Here is a 14,343-nt window from a genome sequence, read left to right as displayed (position 1 = left end):
TTCCGAGCTATAGTGAGATCGGAACTATATATTCGATGCCGGGCATGCGGCAAGCTAGGCTCACTTCAGCAGATGGAGGGCCATAAGCATGAACCAGCAAATTACACGACAGGGCGACGCAGCAGTTTTAGACGCGACATTGACCGCACTGGTCATCGCAAACCGGATTCTCGCGCGAGAGGACGTCATCGACGATTTCGGACATATCAGCGTCCGCAACCCGCTCAATCCGAACACATATTTTCTATCGCGGTCTCGCAGCCCCGCTGTCGTAACCCGCGGGGATATCATGGAATTTACGCTGGACGGCGACCTTGTCGGCGACGATCATCGCCGGCCATATGCGGAGCGTCACATCCATGGCGCGATCTACAAGGATCGCCCAGACGTCAATTCGGTGACGCACCACCATGCCCGTTCGGTTCTGCCTTTCACGATGGTCGACATCTCACTGCGACCGATGTTCCATATGGCGTCGGTCATCGGCAAGGACATCCACACCTGGGACAGCCAGGACGAGTTCGGCGATACCAACATGCTGGTAGACAGCATGGAGATGGGCCACTCGCTCGCGCGCACGCTCGGCAACAACCGCGTTGCGCTGCTGCGTGGCCATGGCTGCATCTGTGCGGCCGACGACATCCGCTCGGTCATCATGATTTCGATCGCGCTCAAGGACAATGCCGCACTCATCCAGCAGACGCGGCAGCTCGGTGAGGTTACGTACCTGACCGATGGCGAAATCGACATGGCCAGCAAGATGCTGCTCAGCGAAATGCCTTTGGCACGTGCCTGGGATTACTGGGTCGGCCGCGCCGGCTTCAGCGGACTTTAAAAGATGAGAGCCGGCGGATGGGAGATTCGCCGGCTAGTCTACAAACAAGGAGGAGACCAACATGAACTATCACATTCTTTCGAGTGCTTGCGTAGCCGCAAGCCTTACGCTGACCGGCTTGGCAAACGCACAGTCGCTGGGCATCGGAGCGGGTACCCAGGGCTCGCAGAATTATGCAGTGAATGCTGGCTTCGCCGAGTTCCTGTCACAGGAACTCGGTCTGGACGTGCGCGTGCAAGCGTATGGGGGTTCAGGTCAGTCCATGCCGCTCATCGATGCCGGCCGCCTGGATCTTCAACTGGTCCCCAGCCCCGACTTCGCTGCTGCAGCGTTCGGTGATGAGCCCTTCGAAGGCCGTCCACTCGAAAACATCCGAGCGATTGGGTCGCTGAGCTCTTCGGCATATGGCTTCATGGTACGCGCTGATTCCGACTACAGAACAGTCTCCGACATCGAGGGGCTGACGATCACCTATGGCTTCGCTGCGCAACCGACACTTCGCCTACAGGTCGACGGCATTCTCGCCGCTGGCGGTCTCTCGATCGACGACATGAGTGCAAGCAATGTACCCTCGGTGCCAAATGGCGTCGACGACTTGATCTCGGGGAATGTGGATGTTGCATTCTTCGCACTCCAAGGGGGAAAAACCCGTGAAGCCGACGCAGCAATCGGCATTCGCTGGCTTGCCGTGGAGGAAACGCCTGAAGCTGAAGCCGCGATGCAGAAGTTCGTCCCGACGTCATACATCAAGGTTGTGCCAGGTGGATCTGCACCAGGGGTCGAAGAAGACACACCCATGATGGGCTACGATTACGTGCTGACCGGCGGGGCCCATCTCGACGACGACGTGGTGCGCCAGATTGTTGAGCTTCTGCATGACAACCCTGACAAGGTGCGTGGAATCCTCAATACATTTGCCGAGTTCGAACCGGCTGAGATGGCACCGCAATTCGAGGGCATCGAATATCATCCGGCAGCGTCTGCTTATTACCAAGAAATCGGCTTGGTGGACTGAGGCTTAGGCGATGTCGCTGGAAGAGAGCAACGTGGAAGCGCCACATCGTGGACCGCTTCTCTGGCTGGAACGCTTGAGCGGCACGCTCATCGTCCTCCTTTCGATCGGGTATGCAGGCGACCTGCATCGCTATCTTGGCGTCTCTATCTATGATGCACAGCTTCTGGCGGCAGGTCTGACATTGGCACTGACCACCGGCTTCCTGGCGATCGCCAGGACGTCGGTGGGCAGCTTGTTGAAAGTGGCAAGCCTGCTCGCCGCCGCCGTGACACTCGGCGTCGGCTTCTATCTCGCCATCGACTACATCAACATCACAATGGAAGCGCCCTACCTGCCTTTCTGGCTGGTCGCGCTCTCTGGTGTCGTGTTGGCGGCGCTCATGCTCAACGTCGTGCCATCAGTCGGCATGGGCATCTTCGTCGTCGTACTCCTTTTCATGGCATATGGCCTATTCGGACATCTGATGCCGGGCGAGTTTCGCAGCCGGGAGACGATGTTTTCTGAGCTCGCAATCTATTTGGCAACGGACGCCAATGGCATGCTTGGTCAGGCACTCAAGGTCGCCGTGGTCATCGTCGTCCCTTACCTGCTGTTCGGCAAGCTACTCTCGGCTTGTGGTGCTGCCAACTTCTTCAACGACGGTGCGCTCGCGCTTATGGGACGATATCGCGGGGGACCCGCCAAAGTCGCTGTTACAGCTTCATCGCTGTTCGGCTCGATCTCGGGCAATGCGGTCGGAAACGTTGTCGGAACCGGCGTCGTCACTATCCCTATGATGAAGCGCGCGGGCTTCTCGCCTGCCTATGCCGGAGCCGTTGAAGCGACGGCCTCCACCGGCGGACAATTGGTGCCGCCGGTCATGGGCGCGGCCGCCTTCATCATGGCCGACATGATTCAGGTCGACTATGTCGACATCATGCTAGCCGCGCTGCCTGCCGCCATCCTTTATTACGTTGCGATCTTCATCAACGTGGACCTCCGGGCTGGAAAGCGTAACCTGCTGGCCGTACCAGCAGACGCCATCCCGAGCGGCTGGGGCGCATTAAAGGCCGGCTGGCACTTCATCATTCCCTTCGCGGTTCTCTTTTATGCGCTCTTTGAGCTCAACATGCGGCCGGAACGGGCGGCAGTTCTGGCGACGATCGTGCTGCTCGTGGTCAGTTTCGTGATGGGCTACAAGGGTCAGCGCATGAAGGCGCGCGATATCCTGCCGCTCATCGCCGATACCGGACGGTCAGCGCTCGATCTGATAATTGTCTGCGCCGCGGCAGGCATCATCATCGGCGTTCTCAACATCTCTGGCCTTGCCTTCAACCTGACGATGAACATCGTCGCGGCTGCAGGCAGCAACGTCATCGTGCTCGCGGTCATCACCGCGCTGATCAGCGTGGTGCTAGGCATGGGCATGCCGACGGTCGGCGTCTACATCCTCCTGGCAACCCTCGTCGCACCCGCCCTGGTGGAAGTCGGCGTGCCGGTCATCGCCGCGCATTTGTTCGTCTTCTATTTCGGCCTTCTGTCGATGGTGACGCCACCCGTGGCGCTTGCCTCTTTCGCAGCGGCAAACATCGCCGGCGCTTCGTCCTGGGCGACCAGCATCGAATCCATGAAGCTTGCCTGGCCGGCTTATATCGTACCGTTCCTGTTTATCTTTACGCCTGCGCTGATCTTCGACGGCACTTGGCTGGAGGTGATCTGGACCTTGTCCACCGCCATCCTCGGCATCTATCTCGTGACGGCAGGCATCGTCGGCTTCTTCCGACGGTCGGTCAGCCCAGCCGAGCGAGTAATGTTGGTTGTGGCGGGCATTCTTGCCCTCTTGCCAGCGAGCATCCTCCCAGGATTTATCTGGACCGACGTGGTCGGCGTCCTCGCCTTCGGGGTCCTTTGGGCAATGATCCGCCCCATCGCGCGAGCGCAGCCGGCGGAAGCAAGCGCAGGCTGACTGAACGAACAAAAAATGGCCCGCCGGTAACCGGCGGGCCATTTTCTTATAGACCGCCTAAACGCTCAGGCCTCGACCAGCCGCTCCAGCAAAGTGCGCGCGGTCATGACTTCACGCATTGGCATACGGTCAGTCGCCTCCCGCGGGTCGACGTCGTAGCGCAGGCCCTCCCCGTCCCAGTACCACCAGTAGGCGATGGCACCGGCCTTATCCCGGATCGGCGTCTTGAATGTCGGAAAGTCCCTGTCGCCTTCCGGAATTGCGGCATGGCCAACCCGTTCGCCGGAAACTGCACCACGTTCGAGCATGTTCTCCAAGGGCAGAAGCGCACTGAAAAGCGTGGCTGTGGCAGCGATTTCCTCGATATTTGCAGGCCGCTCCTCGTGAAGGCCTTCAAGGACCCGCACGACGTGCGGATAAGACCGATGGTCGTGCGTCACCTGCACATAGGCAAGGCCCTTGTCAGTTTTGATTTCGACGATGTCGCCGGGGCTCAATCCCATTTGTATTCGCTCCATGCTCGGGCCTAAAGGCTGTAGGCTTCCAGCGTGGCTGGATGAAAAAGCTCCTCGACCTCGACCTTCCGTGGGGATAGGCCTTGGCGATAATGATAGTCGAGAAAGGTGGCGAGCGTTTCGCGGTTGCCGTTAAGGCCATAGGTCCAGATATCGGACCCCATCAGCACACCAGCGCGGCGCAGATTGTCTTCCACGAAGGGCATCGTCACCTTGGTCGCAGATGTATCCGACAGCGCTTTCTGGGCCATGGCCTTCGCTTCCGAGAAGGCCTTCAGCAACGCCCCCGGCAAGAACGGATAGGCATCGGCGAGCGAGCGGCGCATGCCAAGAACATGCATGATGGGAAATACGCGCGTTTCGCGGTACCATTCCTCGGCCGCATGGGTATCGGGAAACAGCCGATCGACCTTTTCAAAGCCCTCGTCGAAGCACATCGGCGCGCGCGGGCCGATGAAGCCCTCGATGGTGCCGTCAATCAGCATCTGATTGAGGGTGGCGCCTTCCGGGGCTGCTTCGATGCGGATGTCGGCAGGCAGGTCGACCTTGATTTTTTCGGGCCGGCCCGGCGTATTCATACCCCCGCGCACCCAGGCAATATCGGATGGCTTGACACCATAGGCATCCTCTAGGATGCCGCGTACCCAGACATTGGCGGAGAGCTGATACTCGGCAATGCCGATCTTCTTGCCCTTGAGGTCTGCCGGTTTCTTAATCCCCTTGTCGGTGCGGATGTACACCGAGGTATGGCGGAATGCGCGCGAGAGGAAGACCGGAATCGCCACATAGTGCGGATCACCACGAGCAACCGAGATCGAGTAAGATGACAGCGACAATTCACTGACATCGAAAGCCTGGTGGCGGAAAGCGCGGAAGAACATTTCCTCGGGCGAGAGCAGCATGCAGGTGGGATCGACGCCATCGATCTTCACGCGTCCGTCCGCGATCGGTCGTGTGCGGTCATAGTCGCCCATGGCGAGTGATAACTTAAGATCGGTCATCTGGTCCCTCTTCCCCTGTAACTGAAACTTGGTGGCGCAAGTTGACCGGCAGCCCGGTCTCCGCCGATTGCAGAATGGCGTGGCATACCTCCAGGCTGGCGAGCCCCCAGGCGCCGGTTTGAGCCGGTGAACGGCCACAGCGAACGGCGTCGAACAACGCCTTGGCAACTTCGGAGCGCGGTACGTCTACGGGCGCGGCCGGATGAAAAGTGCGTGCCTCGTCGCCATAGACATGAACACCCTGTGGCGTCAGGCGCAGGTCCCCGCGGTCCCCGCTTACGATAATGGGGCCGAAATGCTCATGGTGATCCGGCATGGACGGCTCGGCACCGGCTCCAAATGTCCGCGCCGTCTTGAGCGCTGCCTCTTCCCGTGCGGAAGCGATGGTCGCGAGCGCTCGTCTGGCGCCACCATATTGGGCGGGATCTTTGAGATGACCCAACTCGCCGATCCATTCCATCCATTCGTCGCTGTCGAAATGCGCATAACCGGAATAGGTGAACGCGGCGAAGGCGCCGCTTTCGAATGACATCAGCGCTGCATAGGCTCCCTCGGTCGGCCGTCGAGGATCCCATTGTCCTGTCATGGCCGTGACGTTTCTTCCACGTCCCCCAGCTAGAAGCCGAACGATATCGATCTGATGAGCGCCCTGCGAAAACACGACGCCTCCGCCCTGCTTCGTATCGAGTTCTTCCAGGCGTCGAGGACGGTAGAGGAAATCGGTGAAGTTCCATGTATTGATCATGTGCACCGCGCCGATTGCGCCTTCATCTATCAAGCACTTGGCCTGAACGACGGGGCCATCGAAACTGTGGCTTGGCCCCACGATGAGATGAACACCGGCGTCACGGCACGCCTTCACCATCGCCGTACCATCATCGAGGGAAATGGCGAGCGGCTTGTCGACCAAGATATGTTTGCCGGCGCGAGCGGCAGCGACGACGTGATCACGATGCATCTGGTGCGGCGTTGCCACGTAGATCGCTTCCACGCTGGTGTCGGCGCATAGATCTTCGATCGTTTCATAGGTGTAGCCGCCGAACTCCTTCTCGAAGGCTTTCCGCGACGCGGCGCGCGGCGCTGCCGCCGCAACTAGGGCAACACGCGGGTCAGCGCGAAACGTCGGCAGCATGAGCATGAAAGCGCGGCCGAGCCCGACGACACCGAGGCGGATCGGATCAGAGGTCAAGAACGAGATTCCCGTCTTTGGCCCGCGACACGCAGATCATGATGAAATCATCCTTTTCGTCATCCATCAGAACCATGTCGCGATGATCGGGATCGCCGGCGACTAACCCGCATTTGCAAGTGCCGCACGTTCCACTTTCGCAGGAGCTGACGGTCGGGATGCCGGCGTCGCGCACGGCTTCAAGGATCGACCGATCCGCAGGCACCCGGACCGTCTTGCCGCTTTTGGCCAGTTCGACCTCAAATGGCAGATCGTCGGCGCGTACAATCTCGACCGGCTTGAAGTCCTCGAAGTTCACCCGCCCTTCAGGCCAGTGGCCGGAGATAGCCTTGATCTCTTCCATGAGGGGCTGGGGCCCGCAGCAATAGACATGCATGTTGCGGGCCTCCTCGAAATGATCCCAGAAATCGTAAATCTTCTCCGGATCGCCGTCGTCATGATGGATTTGGAGGCGATTGCCGAAAGCTGAGCGCATCTCTTCGAGATAGGCGGTCTCGTCGGCACTTCGCGTGCAATAGATGATCTGGAAGTCCTTGCCCTTCTCCGCAAGCTCCGTCGCCATCGCATAGATCGGAGTGACGCCTATGCCTCCAGCAATCAGCAGATAGCTCGGCGCTTCTTTGAGCGGGAAATCGTTCTCCGGCGATCCGATGGTAAGGGCGGTGCCTATCTGGGCATCTTCGTGCATCGAGTGAGATCCGCCACGTGATTGCGGCTCCCTCTTCACTGCAATTCGATAACAGTCCGGCGACGACCCTGAACCAAGCAGCGAATACCGCCGCATCGCCCCAGCGGGCGTTTCGACTGTTACGTGCGCTCCTGCTCCAAACGACGGCAGAGCTTCACCATCCGCGTGTTGGAGAGTGAATTCGGTGATCGTGGCCGTCAAATCCCGTCGATCGACGACCTTCACGGATAGTTTCTGTTCGCTCTGTTCCATGGCGCGGCCCTTTTCCTCAGGCTTTTCTCAGGACGCGGTTTCCCTCGCCCAGGGGCGATTTACTTAGTAACCTAATTATATGGTGTCAACGTCTGGACGCTGATAGTGGCGCACGATATGTTCAGTTAGCAAACTAATTCATGGAGCCATCTGATGCTTACGCATGAGGAAAACGAACTGCTGACCCGGGTAACCGGTGATGCACCCATGGGCAGGTTGATGCGCCAACATTGGACACCGGTCTGCTTGGTTGAAGAGGTGGAGGAGCGCGATGGTACGCCACTCCTCGTTGAGGTCCTCGGCGAGCGCTATGTGGCATTCCGCGATACCGACGGACGCCTTGGCCTGCTTGACGAGTTGTGCCCGCATCGAAGGGCCTCGCTGGTTTTCGGTCGCAACGAGGAGTGCGGACTGCGTTGTCTTTATCACGGGTGGAAAATGGACGTGGACGGCAACGTGGTCGCCATGTCTTCCGAACCTGAAGGAAGTCCGCTGCTGAACAAGGTCAAGCATCGCTCCTATCCAGTGAAGGAATGGGGAGGCTTTGTCTGGGCCTGGCTCGGCGAAGAGGGAAAGGTCCCGGAATTCGACCCGCCTGCTTTCGCGCCTACGGAAGACACGCAGGTTGCGATCGTCAAGATACGCATTCCCTGCAACTGGGCGCAAATCCACGAGGGCCAGATCGACAGCGCTCATTCGTCGTCGCTGCATTCTTCCGACATGAAACCAGCCCGCGTTGAAGGCGCTTCCGCCGACGAGCAGGCGTGGTATCGGCCTTCCACCGATAAGTCGCCGCGCATGCAGACACAGACGACGAGCTACGGCTTTCACTATGCCGCGATCCGCAAGCCGATCAAGAATGCTGCCACACACAACTACCTGCGCATCACCGAATTCATCGCGCCTTACATGTCGCTGATTCCACCGAACAACAACTACAACGTCGCAAGCGTCATCGTTCCGATCGACGACGAAACGACAGCGTTTCACTTTGTCGCTTGGGGTGGTCAAAAGTGTCCGTCGACGGAGGAATGGCGACGGTTCAACCACGCTCAACCTGGCATCGACCTGGACGACAAGTGGAGATCGCGGCGGACCCTGGAAAACAATTTCCTGCAGGACCGTGAAGCCATGAAGCAAGGTAGCTTTACCGGTGTGCCGGGCATCCCGAATCAGGACATCATCATGTGGGTGTCGATGGGCAAGATCGTCAATCGGACCGATGACATTCTCGGTGCTTCCGATCTCGCGATCGTTGAATTCCGGCGCCTCATGGTGGACGCGGCCCGCAAGGTCGCAGAGGGCGGCGAAGCGATCGGCACCCAACAGCCGCGTACGCCCCATGCCCGCATCGCATCGCGCGAAGGCGTCTACCCGAAAACCGTCGATTGGCGGACGCTGGTTGACACCTCGGAAAGCCGCGAAGCGGCTGAATAGCAAACCAAACAAGGATTGGGATGAATGATCCCCTCTTGAGCGGGATCATTCATCTTCTGCTCAAGCCGATTGGCCGAAATCCCTTCGAAAGTGACGGTGATGCGCATGGCGGTCGCGCCCTCAAACCAACCACGAACCGCAATCTATGTCTTCGCCGTCCTTCCACCGCTCTTCTGGGCGGGAAATTTCCTCGTTGCACGTCTGTTTCACGAGGAAATTCCGCCCTTTCAGATGTCATTCTGGCGCTGGCTGCTGGCCCTCGTGATCATTCTTCCATTCTCGCTGCGCGCGGTGATCGCATCGCGCCCGATGATCAGACAGGAACTTGGCTTCCTCTTTCTCCTTGGCGGCATAGGAATCGCAGCGTTCAACTGCTTCATTTACGTGGCACTTCAATACACTACCGTCGTCAATGCGGCGCTGATCAATTCGCTGATGCCGGTGGTGACGTTCTTGCTGGCGCTGATCTTCATTGGCGACCGGCTGACACCACGTCAAATAGTCGGCGTAGCGGGCTGTGCTTTCGGAGCGCTCTTCATCTTACTGCGCGGGCAGATCGCGAATCTCGCGGACCTGGTTATCAATGTCGGCGACATTCTTGTACTCGCTGGTCTGACCTTTTGGGTACTCTATACGGTGCTGATCCGCTGGCGCAAAACCGCGCTGCCGACGAGCGTGTTCCTGACTGTGACCATTGCCTTTGGCGTCGTCATTCACTTGCCGTTCATGATCTGGGAAGTGAGCCAGCGCGGAACTTTCGTTGCCAACGGAGCAAACATCTCGGCCCTTATATATCTCGCGATCTTTCCATCGCTTCTTGCCTACAATTTCTGGAACCGTGCGGTCGCTGCGCTCGGTCCGGGCAAGACGGGTCTTTTCATGTACCTGATGCCGATATTCTCCACTGTCCTCGCAGTACTCGTGCTTGATGAGACATTCCGGTCTTATCACCTTGTCGGCATGCTGCTGATTTTCATTGGAATTGCACTCGTCACGCGACCAGCGGCACAAAGGTAAACGACGCGCTGACCCGCGACTTGATATTCGTCGGCCAGCGGGTATTGCTGCGCGTGTGCAGGTGCCAGGGAAGATCGAGGATTTGCAGCATGACCAAAAGCCGATCGACTGGAACCGTGCTGCCGTTAGAAACGAGCCTTGGTTATCAGATCCGGGCAACCCACCGACTTTTCCAGCGCTATCTGCAAGGCAAAATTGAGCCATTCGGCGTCTCTCTCGGCATGTGGTATTTCCTGCGTGTGCTTTGGGAAGAGGACGGATTGACCCAGCGCGAGCTTTCACAGCGCGTTGGAACAATGGAACCTACAACGTTGACGGCTCTTCGGTCGATGGAGCGCAGCGGCTTCATCCGCCGCGAGCGAAACGCCGACGACGGTCGCAAGATCAACGTCTTTTTGACGGAGGAAGGGCGTGCGCTTCAAGAGAAGCTGTTACCTCTGGCGCGCGAAGTCGTCGAGGATGCCGCCTCCACGCTCACGCGAAGCGACAAGGAGGCCATGCTGGAATTGCTCGCGAAGGTGCAACTGAATCTTTCCGCGAAAACCGAGCGGTAAGCCGAGGGTTCACGGCAAAGCGACGAGAACAACGCCGATCGTCGCGACGAACGAAGCGACGACAATATTACGGTCTGGCGGCGCCTCCGTCCGAAAGACGTAGGCTGCAAGATAGATGCCCAGAAACACCTCGAGCGATCCGATGATCGCGACGACGGCAACATCGGTGTGGAGAAGCGCGAAGAACTGCGCCATCTGCCCGAACGACATCGACAATGCAGCAACAAACTGCCACCTCTCCATACCGTTGAACGACGTTGCCACAACCTTTCTGTAGTTGCGGCTAGCAAGGCTGCCGCCTGCGTACCAGATGATGCCCGTCAGAGCGCCGATAAAGGTGCCCAATATCGGATCCGGAACGGCCGACATACCGAGCTTGCGCGCACTATAAGAGGCGCCATAGGACGCAGCCGATAAAGCGCCGAACATCCTGCCGCGACCAAGCTCGCTCAATCTCCGCTTGGCTGTCTGTCCGCTTCTCCGCGCATCATCCCGCGCCGACGTGACCCCTAGAAGGCTGGCGAGGATGATTGCCATGCCGGCGCCAGCCAGCCACCCTACCGTCTCCCCGAGGATGATGAAGGCAAAAAGCGTGGCAAATATTGGGATCAGGCGACGGAACAGACCGGCATTGATCGCTCCTGCGAGGATAACCGAGCGGAAAAGCGTCAATCTGCCTACGACTGTCGCGAGCATGCCGCTCGCCGCGAAAAAGCCGAGACCGGCAAGGACTTCGGTGGTCATTGCGGGCAAAGGCGGTCCAAGCAGCAGCCAGAGGCTGCCGGACAGGCAGGCCGTCATGAGGATGGAGAGAAAGGCGCCATTGTTTCTCTCACCCTCGTGCGCGCCCTTGGCGATGGCGACATTGGCCAGTGCGAAGGCCAGTGCACCAAAGAGGGCGAAAAGGGGACCGATTATCAAGACGCTCTGTTTCTCCTGCGGCTCGTCCCGGCGGAGAGCAGGTGCAATCGGTATAACAACTCCCGCCGTCGCGTTGCGACGGCGGGGATCGTTTTGCTCAACTGTCGGACCGGACCGCGATTTCTCGCGGAGTGCGGACGAGCGGCAAGGTACCTTTTCGCCACCAAATGATGCCGAGCACACCTGCGCCGACAATGATGGGGACCGACAATTCGAGATATGGCGCCATAGCAGCGCCGGAAGCGACAAAGCATATGAGACGCAGCCAGTTTGGCATTTCGCTTTCCAGTGCTAATGCCAGAATCACAACTGCGACGACGCCTCCGAGTGCAGCGAGCGCGATATTGAGGCCCGGCCCCTGCCACAGCAGTGCCTCGTTCCAGACGAAGAAGAACGGAACCAAAAAGCCAAATGCTGCAAGCTTTACCGACGTGACCGCAATTTTTAGCGCATCCTCGTCGGCAATCGCGGCAGCGGCAAAGGCGGCCACCGCAATGGGTGGGGTCAGTGCAGAGAGCACGGCGTAGTAAAGCAGGAACATGTTGGCTGGCAGTACGGGAATATCTGCTGCGACAAACGCTGGCCCCACCAGCACTGCACCAAGGATGTAGGCGCTGGGTGTAGGCATGCCCATGCCGAGCAGAATGGCGATAGCCGCGCCGAACAAAAGGAGCGGAAGCGTCCCTGAGCCAGCGACCAGCATGACAATGTTTGACGCTTTCATCGCCAAGCCGGTCATCGTCAGCCCACCGATGACCAGACCCGCCGCAGCACAAGCACCGGCGACCGGCAGCATGCGCAGCGTGGTTTCGCCCAGACCTTCCATGACGTCGCGCGGGGTCATGCGCGTACGCTTGGTGAAGAAAGAAGCGATCACAAGAGCGACCGTTGCGTAGACCGCCACATAAGTCGGTGTATAGCCGACGAGCAACGCCCAGACGATTACGGCGAGCGGCAGAACGAAGACCCAGCCCGACTTCAGCGTTTCCAAGATGGGATCGGCTTGGTCGATGCCCCGCAGGCCCTGGCGTACTGCTCGAAAATGCACTTGGAGATAAACCGCAAGATAATAGAGCAGCGCCGGGATAAGCGCGGCAATGACCACGTCTCTGTAGTCGATGCCGGTGTATTCAGCGAGGATGAAGGCCGCCGACCCCATTACCGGTGGCATGGCAGAACCACCAGTGGACGCAGCAACTTCAACGGCACCCGCAAAGCGCGCCGAATAGCCCAAACGCTTCATGATGGGAATCGTCACCGCACCGGTCGTCGCCACGTCAGATGTGGGACTTCCCGAGATCATGCCGTACATCCCGGATGAAACGACCGCGATCTTGGCCGGGCCACCGGGCGATTTGCCTGTTAGCGCGGCAGCAATCTGGAACATGAAATCGGCGCCACCGGCCTTGGACAGCAACGCGCCGAACATCACGAAGAGGAAGACATAGCTCGCCGCGACCTGGATCGGGACGCCGAACACGCCGTCGGTTGTGTACATGAGCGTGTCAATGAACGAGCCGAAATCGATATAGCCGTGCCCAAAAGGCGGCGGCAGGACATGGCCGTAGAGATTGTAAGCGAGGAAGATGAGAACCACGATCGTCAGACCCGGTCCAGTCGTTCGACGGGTCGCTTCAAGCGTCAGGCCAAGCAGCAATGCACCGAAGAACAGTTGGTCCGCGCCAAGCGGGTTCAGCAGCGTAATGTGATTGGCGAGGTAACCGCGGATCATGAAAAAATAGATGCCGCAGGCGACGCTCGCGGCCGACAGTATCCAGTCGAAGGCGCTTGGCATGGCAGGCGAGTGCCGCGACGCTCCGACCGCCAAGAAAAGCAGCGAATAGATTCCACAGACGAACAGGATCCCGATAAGCAGCGCATCGGGCAGCGCAAAAATGTTTGCATAGACGACCCCAGCGGCAAACACCGCTGAGGCCGCAAACAACCAGAACCGGAAGACGCCGTCGAATTGGCGGCGCCTCCCGGTGTCAAACAGTCGGCCAATCATTGCATCAGGCCTGCTTCGCGGTAAGCGCGCAGTGCCCCATCGTGAAATGGTACCGCGGTCTCGCGCACGAGGAGTTCCGTGGTTAGATCAGCCATGGCAGGATGCACGGTCTGGATTTCCGCGACATTTTCGAGAATTGCCTTGGTAAGCGTATAGGCATCTTCTTCTGACATGTTTTCGCTGGCAACCAGCACGGCTCCAAGTGCCACAGTCTCGATATCTTCAGGCTGGTTCTCGTAGGTTTCCGCAGGAATTGTGAATTCGCCGATCGAAAACTCTTCCGCCACGCTTCTGCGCACATCTTCGGGAATATCGAGGATCTTGATGTCCAGGCTGTTTTCAATTTCGCGGATCGAGCTGTGCCCAACGAAAACACCGTTGGTGTAGACGTCGACGCGTCCGTTTAGGAGCAAGCCGCTTTGCTCTGAAGAGCCAGCCTGGACGACGCTTCCACCCCAGGAAGCGATTGCTTCGTCGTCGGCACCAGCCGCCGCCATCATGGCAGATGCAACCTGCCCCGTAATATTGCCAGCGCGGTTAATCGTGATCCGGACCGGCGCCTCCTTCTCGACCAGATCGGCAAGTGACGAAATTCCGTATCGGTCGCTGAAGCTCTTGTTGACGACAAACTGCATCGGCGCCCAATCATAAAGGTAACCGATAGTTCGCAGATTCTCGATCGGCTGCTGGAATGGCTCGCCGCCCGCAACCGCTATGGCCAGCTCAGCGTCGTGAATGAGGCCGATTTCTGCGCGCCCTTGGCTGACCATGGCGGCATTAGCGAAGCCTCCACCCGTGGTTTGATAGGTGACGGAAGATCCAGGTGCTCCCTTTTTCAACGCTGAATCGAGACCAGCGCCCATCAACGTCCAAAGCCCGCCCGGGCTTGCACCAGCAAGCGTGAGATTGAGCGATTGCGCAGAGGCAGGCACCTGCATTCCCAGCAGGCATGCCATTGCAACGGCG

The 14,343-nt window shown here is 58.9% G+C and carries 13 protein-coding genes; 6 read left to right on the top strand and 7 right to left on the bottom strand.

What is annotated here, in order from left to right; genetic code table 11:
- Positions 1-88: 88 nt before the first annotated feature.
- The 3 genes from D5400_RS03685 (at position 89) to D5400_RS03675 (ending at position 3,795) form a co-directional block, all read left to right on the top strand.
- A complete protein-coding gene (locus D5400_RS03685; protein WP_126007766.1) occupies positions 89-835 on the top strand; it encodes a class II aldolase/adducin family protein in 747 nt (248 codons plus the stop codon).
- A gap of 118 nt (positions 836-953) precedes the next feature.
- Entirely contained in the window at positions 954-1,850 is an 897-nt protein-coding gene (locus D5400_RS03680; RefSeq protein ID WP_205665511.1) for a TAXI family TRAP transporter solute-binding subunit, read from the top strand.
- 31 nt (positions 1,851-1,881) lie between these two features.
- The gene (locus tag D5400_RS03675) at positions 1,882-3,795 is read left to right on the top strand and encodes a TRAP transporter permease (RefSeq protein ID WP_164527772.1); all 1,914 of its coding nucleotides are present in this window, start codon (positions 1,882-1,884) and stop codon (positions 3,793-3,795) included.
- 65 nt (positions 3,796-3,860) lie between these two features.
- On the opposite strand, the gene D5400_RS03670 is transcribed toward D5400_RS03675, so the two are convergent.
- From D5400_RS03670 to D5400_RS03655, 4 genes are read right to left on the bottom strand one after another with little or no spacing between them, the layout of a single operon-like run.
- Positions 3,861-4,298, bottom strand: coding sequence for a hypothetical protein (locus D5400_RS03670; protein WP_126007760.1), 438 nt, complete (start codon positions 4,296-4,298; stop codon positions 3,861-3,863).
- 23 nt (positions 4,299-4,321) lie between these two features.
- The gene (locus D5400_RS03665) at positions 4,322-5,311 is read right to left on the bottom strand and encodes an ABC transporter substrate-binding protein (protein WP_205665510.1); all 990 of its coding nucleotides are present in this window, start codon (positions 5,309-5,311) and stop codon (positions 4,322-4,324) included.
- On the bottom strand, positions 5,298-6,500 hold the full coding sequence (locus D5400_RS03660) for a Gfo/Idh/MocA family protein (RefSeq protein WP_126007757.1): 1,203 nt from the start codon (positions 6,498-6,500) through the stop codon (positions 5,298-5,300). Before D5400_RS03660 ends, D5400_RS03665 begins: the two co-directional genes overlap by 14 nt.
- Positions 6,490-7,413, bottom strand: a complete 924-nt coding sequence (locus D5400_RS03655; RefSeq protein ID WP_245451416.1) for a PDR/VanB family oxidoreductase — start codon at positions 7,411-7,413, stop codon at positions 6,490-6,492. Before D5400_RS03655 ends, D5400_RS03660 begins: the two co-directional genes overlap by 11 nt.
- Before the next feature lie 180 nt (positions 7,414-7,593).
- On the opposite strand from D5400_RS03655, the gene D5400_RS03650 reads away from it, so the two are divergent.
- The 3 genes from D5400_RS03650 to D5400_RS03640 all read left to right on the top strand — a co-directional run bounded on the left by D5400_RS03650 (position 7,594) and on the right by D5400_RS03640 (position 10,448).
- On the top strand, positions 7,594-8,877 hold the full coding sequence (locus D5400_RS03650) for a Rieske 2Fe-2S domain-containing protein (RefSeq protein ID WP_126007753.1): 1,284 nt from the start codon (positions 7,594-7,596) through the stop codon (positions 8,875-8,877).
- 99 nt (positions 8,878-8,976) lie between these two features.
- Entirely contained in the window at positions 8,977-9,894 is a 918-nt protein-coding gene (locus D5400_RS03645) for a DMT family transporter (RefSeq protein WP_126007751.1), read from the top strand.
- 89 nt (positions 9,895-9,983) lie between these two features.
- Complete coding sequence (locus D5400_RS03640; RefSeq protein WP_126007749.1) at positions 9,984-10,448, top strand: MarR family winged helix-turn-helix transcriptional regulator; 465 nt, start codon at positions 9,984-9,986, stop codon at positions 10,446-10,448.
- Between the two features lie 9 nt (positions 10,449-10,457).
- Here D5400_RS03640 and D5400_RS03635 read toward each other — a convergent pair whose 3' ends face one another.
- The 3 genes from D5400_RS03635 to D5400_RS03625 all read right to left on the bottom strand — a co-directional run bounded on the left by D5400_RS03635 (position 10,458) and on the right by D5400_RS03625 (position 14,315).
- Positions 10,458-11,369, bottom strand: a complete 912-nt coding sequence (locus D5400_RS03635) for an EamA family transporter (protein WP_164527771.1) — start codon at positions 11,367-11,369, stop codon at positions 10,458-10,460.
- 97 nt (positions 11,370-11,466) lie between these two features.
- Complete coding sequence (locus tag D5400_RS03630; RefSeq protein WP_126007744.1) at positions 11,467-13,377, bottom strand: TRAP transporter permease; 1,911 nt, start codon at positions 13,375-13,377, stop codon at positions 11,467-11,469.
- A complete protein-coding gene (locus D5400_RS03625; protein WP_245451515.1) occupies positions 13,374-14,315 on the bottom strand; it encodes a TAXI family TRAP transporter solute-binding subunit in 942 nt (313 codons plus the stop codon). Before D5400_RS03625 ends, D5400_RS03630 begins: the two co-directional genes overlap by 4 nt.
- Positions 14,316-14,343: the final 28 nt, after the last annotated feature.

It is taken from the genome of Georhizobium profundi, from assembly GCF_003952725.1.
In the GTDB taxonomy this organism is placed as follows: Bacteria; Pseudomonadota; Alphaproteobacteria; order Rhizobiales; family Rhizobiaceae; genus Georhizobium; species Georhizobium profundi.
Note: the sequence above shows the minus strand (reverse complement) of the source record. Positions and strands in the feature narration are given on the sequence as shown.

What these genes read in the sequence shown, in the direction of transcription:
- D5400_RS03685 (WP_126007766.1), top strand. Translation starts at nt 89, where the DNA reads ATGAACCAGCAAATTACACGACAGGGCGACGCAGCAGTTTTAGACGCG.
- D5400_RS03670 (WP_126007760.1), bottom strand. Translation starts at nt 4,298, where the DNA reads ATGGGATTGAGCCCCGGCGACATCGTCGAAATCAAAACTGACAAGGGC.
- D5400_RS03665 (WP_205665510.1), bottom strand. Translation starts at nt 5,311, where the DNA reads ATGACCGATCTTAAGTTATCACTCGCCATGGGCGACTATGACCGCACA.
- D5400_RS03650 (WP_126007753.1), top strand. Translation starts at nt 7,594, where the DNA reads ATGCTTACGCATGAGGAAAACGAACTGCTGACCCGGGTAACCGGTGAT.
- D5400_RS03645 (WP_126007751.1), top strand. Translation starts at nt 8,977, where the DNA reads ATGCGCATGGCGGTCGCGCCCTCAAACCAACCACGAACCGCAATCTAT.
- D5400_RS03640 (WP_126007749.1), top strand. Translation starts at nt 9,984, where the DNA reads ATGACCAAAAGCCGATCGACTGGAACCGTGCTGCCGTTAGAAACGAGC.
- D5400_RS03630 (WP_126007744.1), bottom strand. Translation starts at nt 13,377, where the DNA reads ATGATTGGCCGACTGTTTGACACCGGGAGGCGCCGCCAATTCGACGGC.
- D5400_RS03625 (WP_245451515.1), bottom strand. Translation starts at nt 14,315, where the DNA reads ATGCAGGTGCCTGCCTCTGCGCAATCGCTCAATCTCACGCTTGCTGGT.